A 13,487-nucleotide genomic window follows, 5' to 3' on the forward strand; every position below is an offset into this window, starting at 1 on the left:
ACTAAGGTTTAGGAGGTCTGATTACTTATCCTTCTTTCTCTCTGTGACAGTCTGGCTTAAAATTCTTTTGTTATTAATCTTAGGTGGAATACTTTCTACTCTGGGAGATCGCTTGGGTACTAGAGTTGGCAAAGCGCGTTTAAGCATTTTTAAATTAAGACCAAAAAGTACAGCTGTTTTAATAACTGTTATTACAGGAAGTATTATTAGCGCTATTTCATTCGCAACTATGGTTGCATTTGATAGGGATTTAAGGATTGGATTATTTCAATTAGAGGATATTCGAGAAAAGATTCTAGAGAGTGAAAAAGAATTAAGAAAATTAGAAAAAAATCTATTTGCTTTTAGAAGTGGAAATGTAGTAATAAGTAGTGGGCAAACTTTAGTGACTAAAACTATTAGATTAAATAAAAATAGTGATACAAAAAAAATTATAGAGAGTATTTTGCAGCAAGCAAATTTTTATGCTTTTAATTTAGTAAAAACAAATCAATCTAAATATCGAAGAATACTATTAGTTCGTAAAGATGATATTGAGAAGCTTGAAAATAAAATAGCTGATAATAGAAGTTGGGTCGTTAGGATTAAATCAGCAGGGAATATACTTAGAGGTGAAAATTATGTTTATGCATTTCCTGAAGTTACATTAAATAAAATCATTACGAAAAAAGGAGAAATTATTGCTCAAGAAAATATATCTTTATCAAATTCTGATTCTGAATCAATCAGTAAGAAGATTAATCTTTTAATGGCTTCTACTTTGGCTGAGGTTAGGCGAAGAGGTTCATTAAGTTCTGAGTTAAAATTTAATCCTAATCAAATTAACAATTTAGGAAAATATTTGATTAGTAAAAAAAATGAAGATTTTCAAATTATTGCTCGGTCTATTGATAGTAGTCAAAGTGCAGATAAAGTCTCGATTTCATTGGAATTAAAATATTTAGAAAAATCTATAATAAATAAAAGTTAAATGAGTTTATATATATCTATAGATCCAGGGATGAAAAAATGCGGTTTATTATTGGCCGATATTAAATCCGGAAAAGTTCTTGAGGCAGGTATAGCTTCATTCAATAAATGTTCTGATTTGGTTTCGTTGTGGAATGAAGATTATCAAATTTGTAAGATAATAATTGGTGATGGAACTAATTGTAAGAATATAGTAAATCAATTAAAAAAAAATAAACTTACAAATATAAACTATGTTAATGAAAGAGGCTCAACATTAAGAGCAAGGTTTAGATATTGGGAGATTTGGCCTCCAAATTTTCTCATCCGTTGGATGCCGAAAGAAATTCTTTTCCCTCCTGAAAATCTTGATGCAATTGTCGCGTTGATTTTATTAGAAGATTTTTTAAATTATACATTTGATTGGCCAGATAAAGTAAGCATTAAAATTTGGCTCTAACTGTAAAAATATAATCTCCACCAGATTCAAGTTTATAATCAGATTTTACTAAATATCTCTCTAATGCATCTTTTATCAGCGCCCTACCTAGTGGTGGTTCGACAAAAAGTTGTCCCTGGTTGAAGGCCCAAATAAAACTCCATTCAAAATTTCCCGCACGGACAATCCCCTCAACTTTTTTTTGATTAAAGCATTGCTTATGAATTTGCAGATATGCAGTAGTTGATGGTTTGTTATACATTTTCCTAAAGTTATTTATTGTCAGGTTTATAAGAATTTAGCCGAGTAGTTATCTTTTCCCAATTATTAGATGCGATTGATTCAATACAACTAATAATTTCCTCAATGATGAAATTTAATATGATAAATTCTTCATTTGTAAATCTTCCTAAAACGTGCGAAATAGTTTTAGATTTTCTATCTTTTTGATCGTGACTTGGCGGGCCTATCCCAATCTTTAATCGCTTAAATTCATCAGTACCTAGATGGTTAATAATGCTTCTTAACCCATTATGCCCTCCTGAGCTGCCTTTTGAGCGAACTCTTATTTTCCCCAGGGGAAGATCCATGTCATCTACCAAGACTATTAATTGATGATTTTCATAATTAAACCAATCTTTTGCTGATCTTACTGATTTTCCACTTTCATTCATATATGTGCTAGGCATTAAAAGCCTTGTTTTTTCGATACCTGTGCCGTATTCGCAGGTCCTACCTAATAGTTTTTTGTTTTCAAGAAAACTACAATTATTTTTTCTTGCAATTTCCTCTAAAACCATAAATCCAACATTGTGCCGAGTTTTATTGTATTTAGCCCCAGGATTGCCTAAGCCAACTAATAATTTCAAGTCATCGGACAACATACCAATTGGAAATAATCGTTGTTGATTCTAATTGTTTAATATCTAGATAGTTTTGGGGAGATTAATTTTCTTTGTCCACAATGTTTTCGTTTGAAGACTCTTCTTCAGTCATGGCATTTTTTATTTCACGCTCAAATTCCGTAGAGGCGCTTTGCAGCCCTTTGAGGGTTTTTCCTATTGTTCGCCCAAGTTCAGGAAGACGTTTTGGACCGAAAATAACTAGTGCCAAACCAGCAATAACAGCTATTTCGGGTAAACCAACCCCAAAAATATTCATGGGCGAATCTCAACTTCTCAGAATTTAATCAATTCAACCGTTCCAGTCGACAGAAAAACCTTGTAAAAGAAGTGATTGATTATAAATTTGGAGCATAATCACTAGAAAAACCAGTAGTAAAACTCCTATGAAAGCCATTACGGGGACTGCTCCCCAACCTGGGACAACTTTTCCTTGTCCAGAATTGCCAATGGATTTAAGCAAAGATCCAAGTGCTGTTTTTTGTCCCATGTCGTTTCTCTTAGCTCAGATTTGTATAAGTCAAGATATTGTATGAGAACTTGTCCAAAAGAAGAAGAGACTGTAGAAACTTGTGATGGAATGAACCAAAAAAATACGATATTTGATAATTTGGTATCAAATAAGTTAAAAAACGAGAAAAATTACAAAAGAAAAAAGGAAATTAAAGATTTTAGGAATTCATATGAGAAAGAAAAATTGATCTTTCTATTTATTTCCCTTGCGATGATTGGCTTTTTGGGCTTGGACAACGAAAAAGAATTTTTTTCATTTCCAAAAGTCTGTAACACCTTTGGTTTTTTCATTGGAGTTATTGACTTCATAGGATAGGTTTAATCTCTATTTAGTTGGTTCGGATTCATGCTTGCCCTCAAGATTTCCGTATATACGGTCGTCTTTTTCTTTGTCGGGATCTTTTTGTTTGGTTTCTTGGCAAGTGATCCAACAAGGACGCCCAATAGAAAGGATTTGGAAAGTCCTCAAGACTAGAAATGACACGCTAATTACTGGTCTAAACAAGCTCCTGTAGTTATTTTATTAGGTATTATCTTTTCGTCGGCTTAATTCATTTGGCGACGAAGAAAAAATATCTATTGTCTTTAAACCTTGGAATTCTAGGGTTTAGTATTTTCTTGTATTTATTTGAGACTTCTAAAGCAAAGGAGTATTTACTTGAAAATTCATCTCAAGAGAAAAGCCATAGTTATTCTGTAGGTAAGTTAGTTGAAAACCCTAAGAGTTCGCCTTTAGAAAAATTAAAAGTAGAAAATGAAGAAAGTATTTTTTTAACTTTAAAGATTTTTGCTGATAAGCAATATGATTATGATCAAAATATTTATCTAGCTGAGGGTAATGTCAAAGCAATAATAAATGGTGGCATATTAAGATCAGACTCGCTCAGTTATGAAAAATCAACTGGTAATTTATCTGCTAAGGGCAATATTAGATTTAGAAAAGGAGGGCAATATTTTAAAGGTAAAGAATTTCAATTTAATTTATTAAATAAAGAAGGAATTATTAAAGATGTATACGGAATCATAGATATAAAGAATGTATTGAATGACTTGAAACTTGACTCTGATTCAGAAGAAATACTATTAAAAGAAAGATCATTATCTAAAAGGGAAAATAGTTACAATGATGGAATAGAATTTGCATTAGGAAATATTGAATTACCAGAAAATAAAATCACTAGATCTAATAAATCAATAGGTTTAATTAATAATTGGAGATTTAAATCGAATTCAATTACTATTGATCAAAAAGGCTGGAAATCTAATAAGATTATTTTTACTAATGACCCATTTGATCCTAATCAAATTTCCTTTGAGGGCGTAGATGTTATTGCAGAAGAAGAAGAAGATGGTAACTTACTTATTACTAGCTCTAAAACAAGTTTAATTCTAGAAAACAGAAATAAAATTTTTATAGGTAAAAGAATATTTGGAGGTAAAAAGAAAAAGAAAAATAAATTTCAGTTCATATATGATACTAAAGATCGTGATGGATTAGTCTTAGTAAGAAGAAGTAATACAAAAAATATTAATAATAATATAAAACTTGAATTACAGCCTCAGTTTTTAATTAATAGAGCTATTTTAGGTAAAACTTATAGTTACAAAAATAGTCATGATGAAAATATTAATTTTTCTGACTTATTTGGTTTAAATGTAAAAGTTACAGCAAGTGAGGGGGATTGGAGCTTCGAGAGTTTAAACGATTTAAGCACATTAAATATAGCTAGAATTTTCAGTGGATTAAGGCATTCAACCTCTTTTCGAAAGTACTTTCGAATGCCTGTTATGGAAGACTCAAGTTTTAATATTTTTACTACTTATAGATCCAGAGCTTGGAATGGAAGTATTGGAGAGACTGAGATTAAATCTGCACTTGGAAGCTTTATTGAAAAGACGAAGTATTTTACCAATGGTGAAGTAAAAAATAACTTAAACATTCGGATAGGAACCGCTAAATATGAATCAGAAAAATTGACAAGCAGCGAAGTGATAAGTCTTTGGCGTTCGAGTCTTTTTGCTTCTTTAGATAGTGAATATACAATCTGGAAGAATAATACAAACAATCTTGATAAAAAGAATGAGAAGCTTTTATCTCCTGTTTCAATCACTCCTGAACTAGTCTTCAGAACTAATATTACGTCAGCCTATTATAAATATATAAATTCAATTGATCAAGGCTTTCTCAAACTGAGTCTTGGCCCTGAAATTAGACTAGGTAATTTAGAGAAAAATTTTCTTGATTATACAAAACTTTCGCTTATGCCAGGAGTGAAAATTAAGTTTGGAAATAGTCCATTTAAATTTGATAACGCTATTGATTTAAAAACACTAAATATAAGTTTAATACAACAAATATATGGACCTTTAATGTTTGATGTTATCTCTAATTTAAATATTGATAGTAGTTCAAAAAAATATGGAGATTATTATGATACAAAGTTAGGCCTTTTGTGGCAAAAAAGATCTTACGAATTTGGAATGTACTTTCATCCTAATAATGATGAGGCAGGATTATATTTTCGTTTAAATGGATTTAAATTTGGTGATTCTGTTAAAGCAGAATTTTAGATTTATTGTTTGAAATTATTTAGATAAGGTAGATTTTTGACTGTATGATTGATTTTTTCCTCTGCATCCAATAGTTGAGAAGTAGCATCCCATTTCCCTGAATAAAGCATTTTGTATGCTCCTCCTTCCAGTTCGAGTCTAAAGCTTTCTTTTTGATTAGAAATTGAAAGTTCTTTAAGATTAAAATCCCAAATTTGATTGGAGTTCTCAATTACTAGGTTTTGTAATTTATTAATTTCTTGTTTTGAAGCTGTCATACAAGGTATGCCAAGTGCAAGACAATTTCCAAAGAAAATTTCAGCAAAGCTTTCCCCGATAATTAATCTTATCCCCCATCTCATAAGAGCCTGTGGAGCATGCTCGCGACTTGAGCCACAGCCAAAATTATCATTAACAATAAGAATATTGCTTCCGTGATGCTGGTCGAGATCAAAGGGGTGATTGCCATGAAGTTCTTTTCTGTCATCTGCAAAGACTTGTTCGCCTAATGCTGAAAAACTTACACATTTTAGAAATCTTGCTGGAATAATTCTGTCAGTATCAATATCATCGCCTTTGATTACTAAGCTGCGGCCTCTAATTACGTTGATTTTTCCTTTTGGGAATTCCTGTTTCATTGATTAGTAACGTTATTTGTAGTTTTATTGTCGGAGTAATTTTCTTACATCCGTAACCTTCCCATTGATCGCAGCAGCAGCAACCATAGCTGGACTCATCAATAAGGTTCTTCCATTTGCAGACCCTTGTCTCCCTTTGAAATTGCGATTGCTTGAGCTAGCACTTATTTGTCTTCCTTCTAACTTGTCTGGATTCATTGCTAAGCACATTGAGCAACCTGGTTCTCTCCATTCAAAACCTGCAGTAAGGAATATCTTATCTATTCCTTTTTTTTTGGCTTCTTTCGCAACCTTTTGAGAACCAGGTACAACAAAAGCTCTAATTCCAGCAGAGACTTTCCTACCTTTAACAATTTTTGATGCCTCTTGGAGATCACTTAATCTTCCATTCGTGCAGCTACCTATAAAGCAAACATCAATTGAAGTTCCTTCTATGGGTTGGTCTGCCTCAAGATTCATATATTTGCATGCATCTTTAGCTATTTGTTGTTCATTTTTTGGTAGTTCTTCAGGATTTGGAATTTTTTCTTTAATTGAAATACCTTGACCAGGAGTTATACCCCAGGTAACTGTGGGTTCTATAGATGATCCATCCAATTTAATCTCATCATCAAATTTAGCCTCTGAATCACTTACTAAACTTTTCCACCAATCAATCGCTTTATCCCATTCTTTACCTTTGGGAGAATATTCTTTCCCTTTAAGATATTCAAAAGTAGTTTCATCTGGATTGATATATCCACACCTTGCACCCCCTTCAATAGCCATATTGCATATGGTCATTCTTCCTTCCATTGAAAGTGATGCTATTGCAGGACCAGCAAATTCATAGGCAAATCCAACCCCTCCTTTGACGCCAAGCAAACGGATGATATGAAGAATAAGGTCTTTGGCATAAACTCCTTTTTGCAATGAACCATCTACCCATATTCTTCTTACTTTTAATTTTTTCATCGCCAAACTTTGGCTGGCTAAAACATCTCGAACTTGACTTGTTCCAATACCAAATGCAATTGCTCCAAATGCTCCATGCGTTGATGTATGTGAATCTCCGCAGGCTACCGTCATCCCAGGTTGGGTTAGTCCTAATTCTGGAGCCATAACATGTACTACGCCTTGAGAATTGCTTCCAATCCCGTGAAATTTTATGCCATGCGTTGTGCAATTTTTTTCTAAAGTAGCCAGCATTTCCTCTGCAAGAGGATCACTAAAAGGACGCTGTTGGTTTAATGTTGGAACTATATGATCGACAGTAGCAACTGTAAGATTGGGAAATTTGACTTCAAGATTTTTTTCATTAAGAGCAGAAAAAGCTTGTGGACTTGTAACTTCGTGAATCAAATGAAGACCAACAAAAAGTTGCGTTGATCCTCCCGGTAATTCTTTTACCTGATGGAAGTTCCAAACTTTGTCGTAGAGGGTTCCAGAACTCAACTGTCAAATCCAACAATTGGGACTTATTTGTCCATGATTATAGACAAACGTAATCTATCAAGAGCATTTAAAACGCTTAATTTTTGAATATCTTCTCTTGTCTTATTAGATCCAAATCTTTCCTCCCATGTAATGAGGCTCTTTGGACCTTTGATACAAAAATTGACTAGACCAACTGGTTTTAATTTATTTCCTCCAGTAGGCCCTGCAATTCCACTGACAGATATTGCCCAGTTAACTTTGAATTTTTTTTTGACACCTTCTGCCATTGATTCAACTACTGGCTTTGATACGGCACCATAGGTATTAATTAATTCCTCAGGGACACCTAATATTCTTTGCTTAATTGAATTGTTGTATGCGATGATTCCGCCATGGAAAATTTTCGAAGATCCAGGGACTTTTGTAAGTTTAGAACCTATTCCACCTCCAGTGCAGGATTCTGCAACAGCAATTGTTTCTTTTCTTTTCAGTAATAATTTAAATACTAATTCTTCAAGAGTTTCATTATCTTTACCAAAGCATTTTAATCCAGTGATTTGAATTAATTCTTTTTCAATAGGCTTTATTAATCTATTAGTTTCTTCTAAATTACTCCCTTTTGCTGTTATTCGCACCTTGACTTCACCAACACTTGCATAAGTTGCAACAGTAGGGTTATTTACTTGAAGTAAATGTGGAATTTTATCTGCTAATAATGATTCACTTATACCTGCAAAGTGTAAAACTTTGCTAGAGATAATTTTGGTTGAGAAATTATTATTAATTAACCATTTTGCAGCTTCTTTAGTCCACATTTCTTTTAATTCACTTGGAACTCCAGGGAAAGTAAGTATTGTAAAGTTATCCTTCGGACTCCATATGATGCCTGGCGCTGTTCCTGAGTAATTGTTTATGATTTTAGAACCTTTTGGGACTAAGGATTGCTTCTTTTGACTTTCAGATAATTGACTATCTTTATCTTTTAACTTATTTTTTAGGTCAATCAAAATATCATTTCTTTGTTCCATTGGTGTGTTAAAAGTATCAGCAATTATCTTCGTTGTTATATCATCTGGTGTTGGCCCTAGACCACCCGTTGTTATTAGAATTTTAGATCGGTTTGACGCTTCAAGTATCGCTTCTTTTAATCTTTTAGGGTTATCTCCTACCACAGTTTGTCTAAAATGTGGAATTCCTAAAACTGCTAATTGCTCTGCTATCCATTGAGAATTAGTATTAACAATATTTCCTAGAAGTATTTCACTGCCAATGCATAAAACCTCTGCTCCAAGAGGATTTGTATTGTTAATATTAATTTCTTTAAATGTTTTCACTATATAAAGGAAACTTATTGCAAAGGTCAGAAACTTTTTTGATTGATTTTTCTTTTATTTCTTCATCTTCAGGGTTAAGCAGTCTATCTGCAATAACATCCCCAACATCCTTAAAGGCTTGTTCATCAAAACCTCTAGTGGTTAGTGCTGCTGAACCTAGTCTTAGCCCACTAGTAACAAATGGGGACTCGGGGTCAAAAGGTACGGTATTTTTGTTGGCAGTTATTTTGATATCACTAACTAATTTATCGGCAATTTTACCTGTCATACCAATACTTCTTAGATCAAGAAGAACTATGTGATTTTCAGTTCCATTGCTCACAATTGAAATTCCTCTTTTTTGAAGTTGATCAGAAAGAGCGTTGGCATTTGAGATCACTCTTTGGCAGTAGAGCTTGAATTCGGATTCAGAAGCTTCTTTGAATGCCACAGCTTTCGCTGCGATTACATGTTCTAAAGGACCTCCTTGGGTACCTGGAAATACTGCCTTATCAATTTTTTTCCCTAGTTCTTCATCTTTTGAGAGAATTAGTCCTCCTCTTGGCCCTCTAAGAGTTTTGTGAGTGGTTGTTGTGACTACATCACAATATGGGATTGGACTTGGGTGAAGACCACTTGCAACTAAACCAGCAATGTGTGCAATATCAGCTAATAAATACGCATTTACCTCATCAGCTATTGATCTAAAAGCTTGGAAGTCAATTTTTCGTGGATATGCAGAGAATCCACAAATGATTAGTTTAGGTTGATTTTCAATTGCTTTTTCTCTGATTGCATCCATATCGAGCATTTCGGTTGTTTTGTCAACTTCGTAGTGGCACGTCTTAAACCACTTACCACTCACATTTACAGGCGAACCATGTGTGAGGTGTCCCCCATGGGATAGGTCCATTCCCATGATTGTGTCACCAGGCTTTAGAAGGCTTAAGAAAACTGCAAAGTTAGCTTGTGCTCCGCTGTGTGGTTGGACATTTGCCCATTTAGCGCCAAAAAGGGTTTTTGCTCTATCAATCGCTAGCTGTTCAATTTCATCAATATGTTCACACCCTCCGTAATAACGTTTGCTAGGAAGACCTTCCGCATATTTATTGGTTAGGACTGATCCTTGAGCCTCCATTACTGCCTTAGAGGCAAAATTCTCGCTTGCAATAAGTTCTAAATGAGTTTCTTGTCTTGATAATTCATTGTTTATTAATTTCGCAATAATTGGATCACATTCCATCAAAGAAGATTTAATAGTCACTTTATTCTTTTATTTATGATGTGATAGTAGGCATATGTTTGCTCTAATGAGAGAAAACTTTCTCTTATTTTTTGGTTATATAAGGATTTACAAATTTTTTAAACGCGCCTGGAGAGATTCGAACTCCCGACCCTCTGATCCGTAGTCAGATGCTCTAATCCGCTGAGCTACAGGCGCATAAAAAAACAATATCAGATTGACTCCCAAACAATAGGAAAATATGTTTGTATCTATGCCTAAAAGATCAAGTAAAATGCGATCTTGAAACCTAAAAACTTATTGTTCGATTAATTTTTTTAATTTTAGATAGTCACCAATCTCTATCTAAGGTCACGAACAAAAGAAAAAACTATGTTTTTATGACCAACTCTATAGATTCATCGCAAATTAATGAGCTAGCTGCATCAATAGCTGACAGATTATTTATTCAAGTTGGAAATTGGAACCTTTATCTAGGCGATGCTGGCTTTGCAAAGGACTTAGCTATTGAATGTCAGGCTAACTTTGATCAAGGTGCATATGTTGCAGCTAGAAAAGGTCTTGAAGCAATTCAAGTAAAACTTGGCGGAGGCCAAACGAGATTGCCATTGTCAAAATTAATTCCATCAAATCAATTTTTTGACCTTGAAGAGATTTTAGAACCCTATTGCAGATAAGATTTGATCAATTGCTTTGTTATCTTTGCTAATCATTCAGGTGACTAATGCCAGAGAGGTTGTAAGGCAGCGCATTGGTCGCTTAGGAGAGAGACTTATAGGGAAAGTTGCTGATGCTGATGCACAGGTTGAAAAGGAATTAATGAAAGAGATGGAAATAGCTTTTCAAGAGTTTGGTATCGAAGCGAGAATTCTCTCAGTAAGTGGAGTAAAAACTGATGAAATGAATTGCTTGGAAATTCCACTTAAAGTTAGATCAGAAAAAGATGTTTTTCTTAAAGACGAATAAATTTCTCTTTTAAAAACTTTTTAAAATTATCAATATCATCAATTTTAAGAATAATTGCTAGATAATAAAAGATAAGAAGACTAATCCCAGATGATATTAATATTCTCAATAATAAATTAATGAAACCATAGGGTAAATATATAATTTTAAAAATAAAAAGTGAGCTAATACCAGTAATGCAACCAATTAAAATAATTTTAAAATTCTGAGATACTATTTTTGATAATTTCAGATTATTTAGTTTATTATTTAATTTCAATAGTAACAGTATGCAAGCAAAGAAATTAACAAATGTAGTAGAATATACTAAACCATTTACTCCTAAGTCGATTGGAGATAGTTCCCCCCATGGACTTTTCCCCCCTATTAAAAACCAGTCAAAAAATAAATTTAATAATATTGCTATAATTGATATTCTAAATGGTGTTTTCGAATCTTCAATACCATAAAATACTCTAACTAATAGATCTCTTAATAGATAAAAAGGCATACCTATTCCATATGCAATTAATAGTTGACTTACAATATCTATGGCATTTTGATTAAATGAACCTCTACCATAGATTAATATTACTATTGGAGCAGATAGTGAAATAAATATCGAACCTAGAAATACCATCGAAGAAGAGGAAATAATTATTCCTTGATGGATTTTCTTGATCAATTTTAGATGATTTTCGCGAGCTCTTAAACTTACAAAAACTGGCAATAATGGAAGTAAAATAGAATTTGATATTATTCCAAGAGGAGCTTGAACTAAAAAGTTTGCGTAACTTAGAGCAGCTGCCGCTCCAACTATTTTTGATGCAAAGAATAAATCAATAAGAACATTGACTTGCATCATTCCTGAAGAAAGTGAAGCAGGGACAATCATTCTCCAAGCTCTTTTTACCTCTGAATATTTTGTTTTGATTGAAAAACTTATAGTAAATATTCCTTTTTTAATTAGAAAAGGTATTTGAACTAAGTATTGAGATAGAGCTCCTATAAATGTTGCCCTTGCAAGAATAATTCCTCCTCTAAGATTTAATTCATATATATCAGCTGAATTTTCTTTATTTATCCAAAAGTTTGATACAGCCATTATAATTATTAGACTTGAGAGTAATGGAGATATAGAAGGGATGAAAAAATTTTTTTTTGCATTTAGAGATCCAAGACTTATTCCTAGTAGTCCAGATAAGAATATAATAGGAGACATTATTTTTAATTGATAAGATGCTATTTCTTTAATCTCAGGGGTTAAACTCGGTCCAACTAAATGAATTAATAAATCGGATGAAAAGAAAATAAAAAAACTTATGATTAATAATATGAGAGATAAAATATTATTGATTGAACTTATAAATAATCTACTTTCAAGCTTGTTTTTCTCTGCCAATAGTGTAACCATTGAGTTATGCAATGGCCCATTAATACCTCCTAAAAGAACTAAGAAAAATCCAGGTATAATATAAGCATAATTATATGCATCATATGCAGCACCAATTCCAAAAGTACCAGCAATAACTAATTGCCTTGCCATCCCTCCAAATTTGCTTAGTAAAGTTCCTAAACTTACGACGAAAGCAATTTCTTTGATCGATTTCGGCATGTTAGATTTGAAAAAAAGAGCTTTCATTTTTCTAGAATATTTTTAGTTCTTGTTTTAACTGGATATTAATTAAGTGATTGAGATTGGAAAAACCATTATTAAGTTTCCCCCGCTTGAAGAGGGAATTTTAATTAAGAGATATAAGAGATTTTTGGCTGATGTTGAGTTGGCTGATGGTCAAATTGTTACCGCTCATTGTGCAAATACAGGACCAATGAAAGGGGTTCTTTGGCCTGGTGGTCGAGTCAGACTTAAGTACTCTCCTTCTCCTAAACGTAAATTAGATTGGTCTTGGGAGCAAGCTGAGGTGCCAAGTCATAATGAGATGAATAGATGCTGGGTTGGTATAAATACATCTTTACCTAATAAATTAATTAGGAATTTGATTGAGGCGAATGGCTTAGAGAAGCAATTGGGTTTAATTGCTAATATCAAGCCTGAAGTTAAATATGGTTTAGAAGGTAAAAGTCGAATTGATTTATTACTTATGCCTGAAACTAGCAATGCGGATAATAGGAATATATATGTAGAGGTTAAAAATACGACTTGGTGTGAAAAAACCTTGGCTTTGTTCCCGGATACGGTTACTACAAGAGGTCAAAAACATTTGAGAGAACTAATGAGTATTTGTACTAATTCAAGAGCGGTATTGATTCCGTGCATAAGTAGAAGTGATATGGAAATTTTTGCACCTTGTGATTTAGCAGATCCTTTATATGGGAAATTATTTAGAGAGGCAATATCTGTGGGAGTAGAGGTTATTCCATGTGCGTTTGGTTATTTTTCAGACCACATAACTTGGGAAGGTGTTAAACCCTTTCAGATTTCACAAAAATAAAAATCTAGAAAAAATACTTTGGAAGATCTATTTTAACTATTTGAGCTAGATTTTGATTTTGATTTTTAATTTTAGGATTTAATTCAATTTGAAAATTTAGTCAACTCACACACAAAATGTGTAAATA

The 13,487-nt window shown here is 32.9% G+C and carries 17 protein-coding genes and 1 tRNA gene; 8 read left to right on the plus strand and 10 right to left on the minus strand.

Features of this window, described 5'->3' with window-relative positions; genetic code table 11:
- Window positions 1-43: 43 nt before the first annotated feature.
- Both O5639_RS09085 and O5639_RS09090 read left to right on the plus strand, forming a co-directional pair.
- Window positions 44-970: a DUF3084 domain-containing protein gene (locus O5639_RS09085; protein ID WP_269624214.1), complete on the plus strand. Its 927-nt coding sequence runs from the start codon at window positions 44-46 to the stop codon at window positions 968-970.
- Window positions 971-1,408: a hypothetical protein gene (locus O5639_RS09090; protein ID WP_269624215.1), complete on the plus strand. Its 438-nt coding sequence runs from the start codon at window positions 971-973 to the stop codon at window positions 1,406-1,408.
- On the opposite strand, the gene O5639_RS09095 is transcribed toward O5639_RS09090, so the two are convergent.
- The 4 genes from O5639_RS09095 to psbH form a co-directional block, all read right to left on the minus strand.
- Window positions 1,392-1,649 carry a DUF3146 family protein gene (locus tag O5639_RS09095; protein ID WP_269624216.1) on the minus strand — a complete coding sequence of 86 codons (258 nt, stop codon included), beginning with the start codon at window positions 1,647-1,649 and terminating at the stop codon, window positions 1,392-1,394. The genes O5639_RS09090 and O5639_RS09095 overlap by 17 nt on opposite strands.
- A gap of 10 nt (window positions 1,650-1,659) precedes the next feature.
- Window positions 1,660-2,271 carry an aminoacyl-tRNA hydrolase gene (gene pth, locus O5639_RS09100; RefSeq protein WP_269624217.1) on the minus strand — a complete coding sequence of 204 codons (612 nt, stop codon included), beginning with the start codon at window positions 2,269-2,271 and terminating at the stop codon, window positions 1,660-1,662.
- Window positions 2,272-2,332: 61 nt separating this feature from the next.
- Entirely contained in the window at window positions 2,333-2,548 is a 216-nt protein-coding gene (locus O5639_RS09105; RefSeq protein ID WP_269624218.1) for a TatA/E family twin arginine-targeting protein translocase, read from the minus strand.
- Window positions 2,549-2,581: 33 nt separating this feature from the next.
- Window positions 2,582-2,779: a photosystem II reaction center phosphoprotein PsbH gene (psbH, locus tag O5639_RS09110; RefSeq protein WP_011294251.1), complete on the minus strand. Its 198-nt coding sequence runs from the start codon at window positions 2,777-2,779 to the stop codon at window positions 2,582-2,584.
- A gap of 42 nt (window positions 2,780-2,821) precedes the next feature.
- Between psbH and O5639_RS09115 the strand changes: the two genes are divergently transcribed.
- The 3 genes from O5639_RS09115 (at window position 2,822) to O5639_RS09125 (ending at window position 5,373) form a co-directional block, all read left to right on the plus strand.
- Complete coding sequence (locus O5639_RS09115) at window positions 2,822-3,118, plus strand: hypothetical protein (RefSeq protein WP_269624219.1); 297 nt, start codon at window positions 2,822-2,824, stop codon at window positions 3,116-3,118.
- Window positions 3,119-3,148: 30 nt separating this feature from the next.
- Window positions 3,149-3,277: a photosystem II reaction center protein I gene (locus tag O5639_RS09120; RefSeq protein WP_011294252.1), complete on the plus strand. Its 129-nt coding sequence runs from the start codon at window positions 3,149-3,151 to the stop codon at window positions 3,275-3,277.
- A gap of 104 nt (window positions 3,278-3,381) precedes the next feature.
- Window positions 3,382-5,373 carry a DUF3769 domain-containing protein gene (locus O5639_RS09125; RefSeq protein WP_269624220.1) on the plus strand — a complete coding sequence of 664 codons (1,992 nt, stop codon included), beginning with the start codon at window positions 3,382-3,384 and terminating at the stop codon, window positions 5,371-5,373.
- A 2-nt stretch (window positions 5,374-5,375) separates the two neighbouring features.
- Here O5639_RS09125 and O5639_RS09130 read toward each other — a convergent pair whose 3' ends face one another.
- The 5 genes from O5639_RS09130 to O5639_RS09150 form a co-directional block, all read right to left on the minus strand.
- On the minus strand, window positions 5,376-5,990 hold the full coding sequence (locus O5639_RS09130; RefSeq protein ID WP_269624221.1) for a 3-isopropylmalate dehydratase small subunit: 615 nt from the start codon (window positions 5,988-5,990) through the stop codon (window positions 5,376-5,378).
- A gap of 24 nt (window positions 5,991-6,014) precedes the next feature.
- Window positions 6,015-7,424, minus strand: coding sequence for a 3-isopropylmalate dehydratase large subunit (gene leuC, locus O5639_RS09135; RefSeq protein ID WP_269624222.1), 1,410 nt, complete (start codon window positions 7,422-7,424; stop codon window positions 6,015-6,017).
- A gap of 23 nt (window positions 7,425-7,447) precedes the next feature.
- Window positions 7,448-8,740 carry a competence/damage-inducible protein A gene (locus O5639_RS09140; RefSeq protein ID WP_269624223.1) on the minus strand — a complete coding sequence of 431 codons (1,293 nt, stop codon included), beginning with the start codon at window positions 8,738-8,740 and terminating at the stop codon, window positions 7,448-7,450.
- The gene (gene glyA, locus O5639_RS09145) at window positions 8,727-9,962 is read right to left on the minus strand and encodes a serine hydroxymethyltransferase (protein ID WP_269625544.1); all 1,236 of its coding nucleotides are present in this window, start codon (window positions 9,960-9,962) and stop codon (window positions 8,727-8,729) included. Before glyA ends, O5639_RS09140 begins: the two co-directional genes overlap by 14 nt.
- Window positions 9,963-10,086: 124 nt before the next feature.
- Window positions 10,087-10,160: transfer RNA gene (locus O5639_RS09150), tRNA-Arg, on the minus strand.
- 182 nt (window positions 10,161-10,342) lie between these two features.
- On the opposite strand from O5639_RS09150, the gene O5639_RS09155 reads away from it, so the two are divergent.
- Both O5639_RS09155 and O5639_RS09160 read left to right on the plus strand, forming a co-directional pair.
- Window positions 10,343-10,639, plus strand: coding sequence for a DUF3181 family protein (locus O5639_RS09155; RefSeq protein WP_269624224.1), 297 nt, complete (start codon window positions 10,343-10,345; stop codon window positions 10,637-10,639).
- A 40-nt stretch (window positions 10,640-10,679) separates the two neighbouring features.
- Window positions 10,680-10,928, plus strand: a complete 249-nt coding sequence (locus tag O5639_RS09160) for a hypothetical protein (protein WP_011294259.1) — start codon at window positions 10,680-10,682, stop codon at window positions 10,926-10,928.
- On the opposite strand, the gene murJ is transcribed toward O5639_RS09160, so the two are convergent.
- Window positions 10,915-12,522, minus strand: coding sequence for a murein biosynthesis integral membrane protein MurJ (gene murJ, locus O5639_RS09165; RefSeq protein ID WP_269624225.1), 1,608 nt, complete (start codon window positions 12,520-12,522; stop codon window positions 10,915-10,917). The two genes, O5639_RS09160 and murJ, sit on opposite strands and share 14 nt — an antisense overlap.
- Before the next feature lie 73 nt (window positions 12,523-12,595).
- On the opposite strand from murJ, the gene sfsA reads away from it, so the two are divergent.
- Window positions 12,596-13,360, plus strand: a complete 765-nt coding sequence (gene sfsA / locus O5639_RS09170; protein WP_269624226.1) for a DNA/RNA nuclease SfsA — start codon at window positions 12,596-12,598, stop codon at window positions 13,358-13,360.
- The last annotated feature ends 127 nt before the right edge of the window (window positions 13,361-13,487 follow it).

Origin of the sequence: Prochlorococcus marinus str. MIT 1214 (genome assembly GCF_027359355.1) — a bacterium.
Classification (GTDB): Bacteria; Cyanobacteriota; Cyanobacteriia; order PCC-6307; family Cyanobiaceae; genus Prochlorococcus_B; species Prochlorococcus_B marinus_F.

Excerpts from the sequence above, each read along its gene's own strand:
- O5639_RS09090 (WP_269624215.1), top strand. The coding sequence starts at position 971 with ATGAGTTTATATATATCTATAGATCCAGGGATGAAAAAATGCGGTTTA.
- O5639_RS09120 (WP_011294252.1), top strand. The coding sequence starts at position 3,149 with ATGCTTGCCCTCAAGATTTCCGTATATACGGTCGTCTTTTTCTTTGTC.
- glyA (WP_269625544.1), bottom strand. The coding sequence starts at position 9,962 with ATGGAATGTGATCCAATTATTGCGAAATTAATAAACAATGAATTATCA.
- pth (WP_269624217.1), bottom strand. The coding sequence starts at position 2,271 with ATGTTGTCCGATGACTTGAAATTATTAGTTGGCTTAGGCAATCCTGGG.
- O5639_RS09115 (WP_269624219.1), top strand. The coding sequence starts at position 2,822 with ATGAGAACTTGTCCAAAAGAAGAAGAGACTGTAGAAACTTGTGATGGA.
- murJ (WP_269624225.1), bottom strand. The coding sequence starts at position 12,522 with ATGCCGAAATCGATCAAAGAAATTGCTTTCGTCGTAAGTTTAGGAACT.
- O5639_RS09155 (WP_269624224.1), top strand. The coding sequence starts at position 10,343 with ATGACCAACTCTATAGATTCATCGCAAATTAATGAGCTAGCTGCATCA.
- psbH (WP_011294251.1), bottom strand. The coding sequence starts at position 2,779 with ATGGGACAAAAAACAGCACTTGGATCTTTGCTTAAATCCATTGGCAAT.
- O5639_RS09105 (WP_269624218.1), bottom strand. The coding sequence starts at position 2,548 with ATGAATATTTTTGGGGTTGGTTTACCCGAAATAGCTGTTATTGCTGGT.
- O5639_RS09095 (WP_269624216.1), bottom strand. The coding sequence starts at position 1,649 with ATGTATAACAAACCATCAACTACTGCATATCTGCAAATTCATAAGCAA.
- O5639_RS09130 (WP_269624221.1), bottom strand. The coding sequence starts at position 5,990 with ATGAAACAGGAATTCCCAAAAGGAAAAATCAACGTAATTAGAGGCCGC.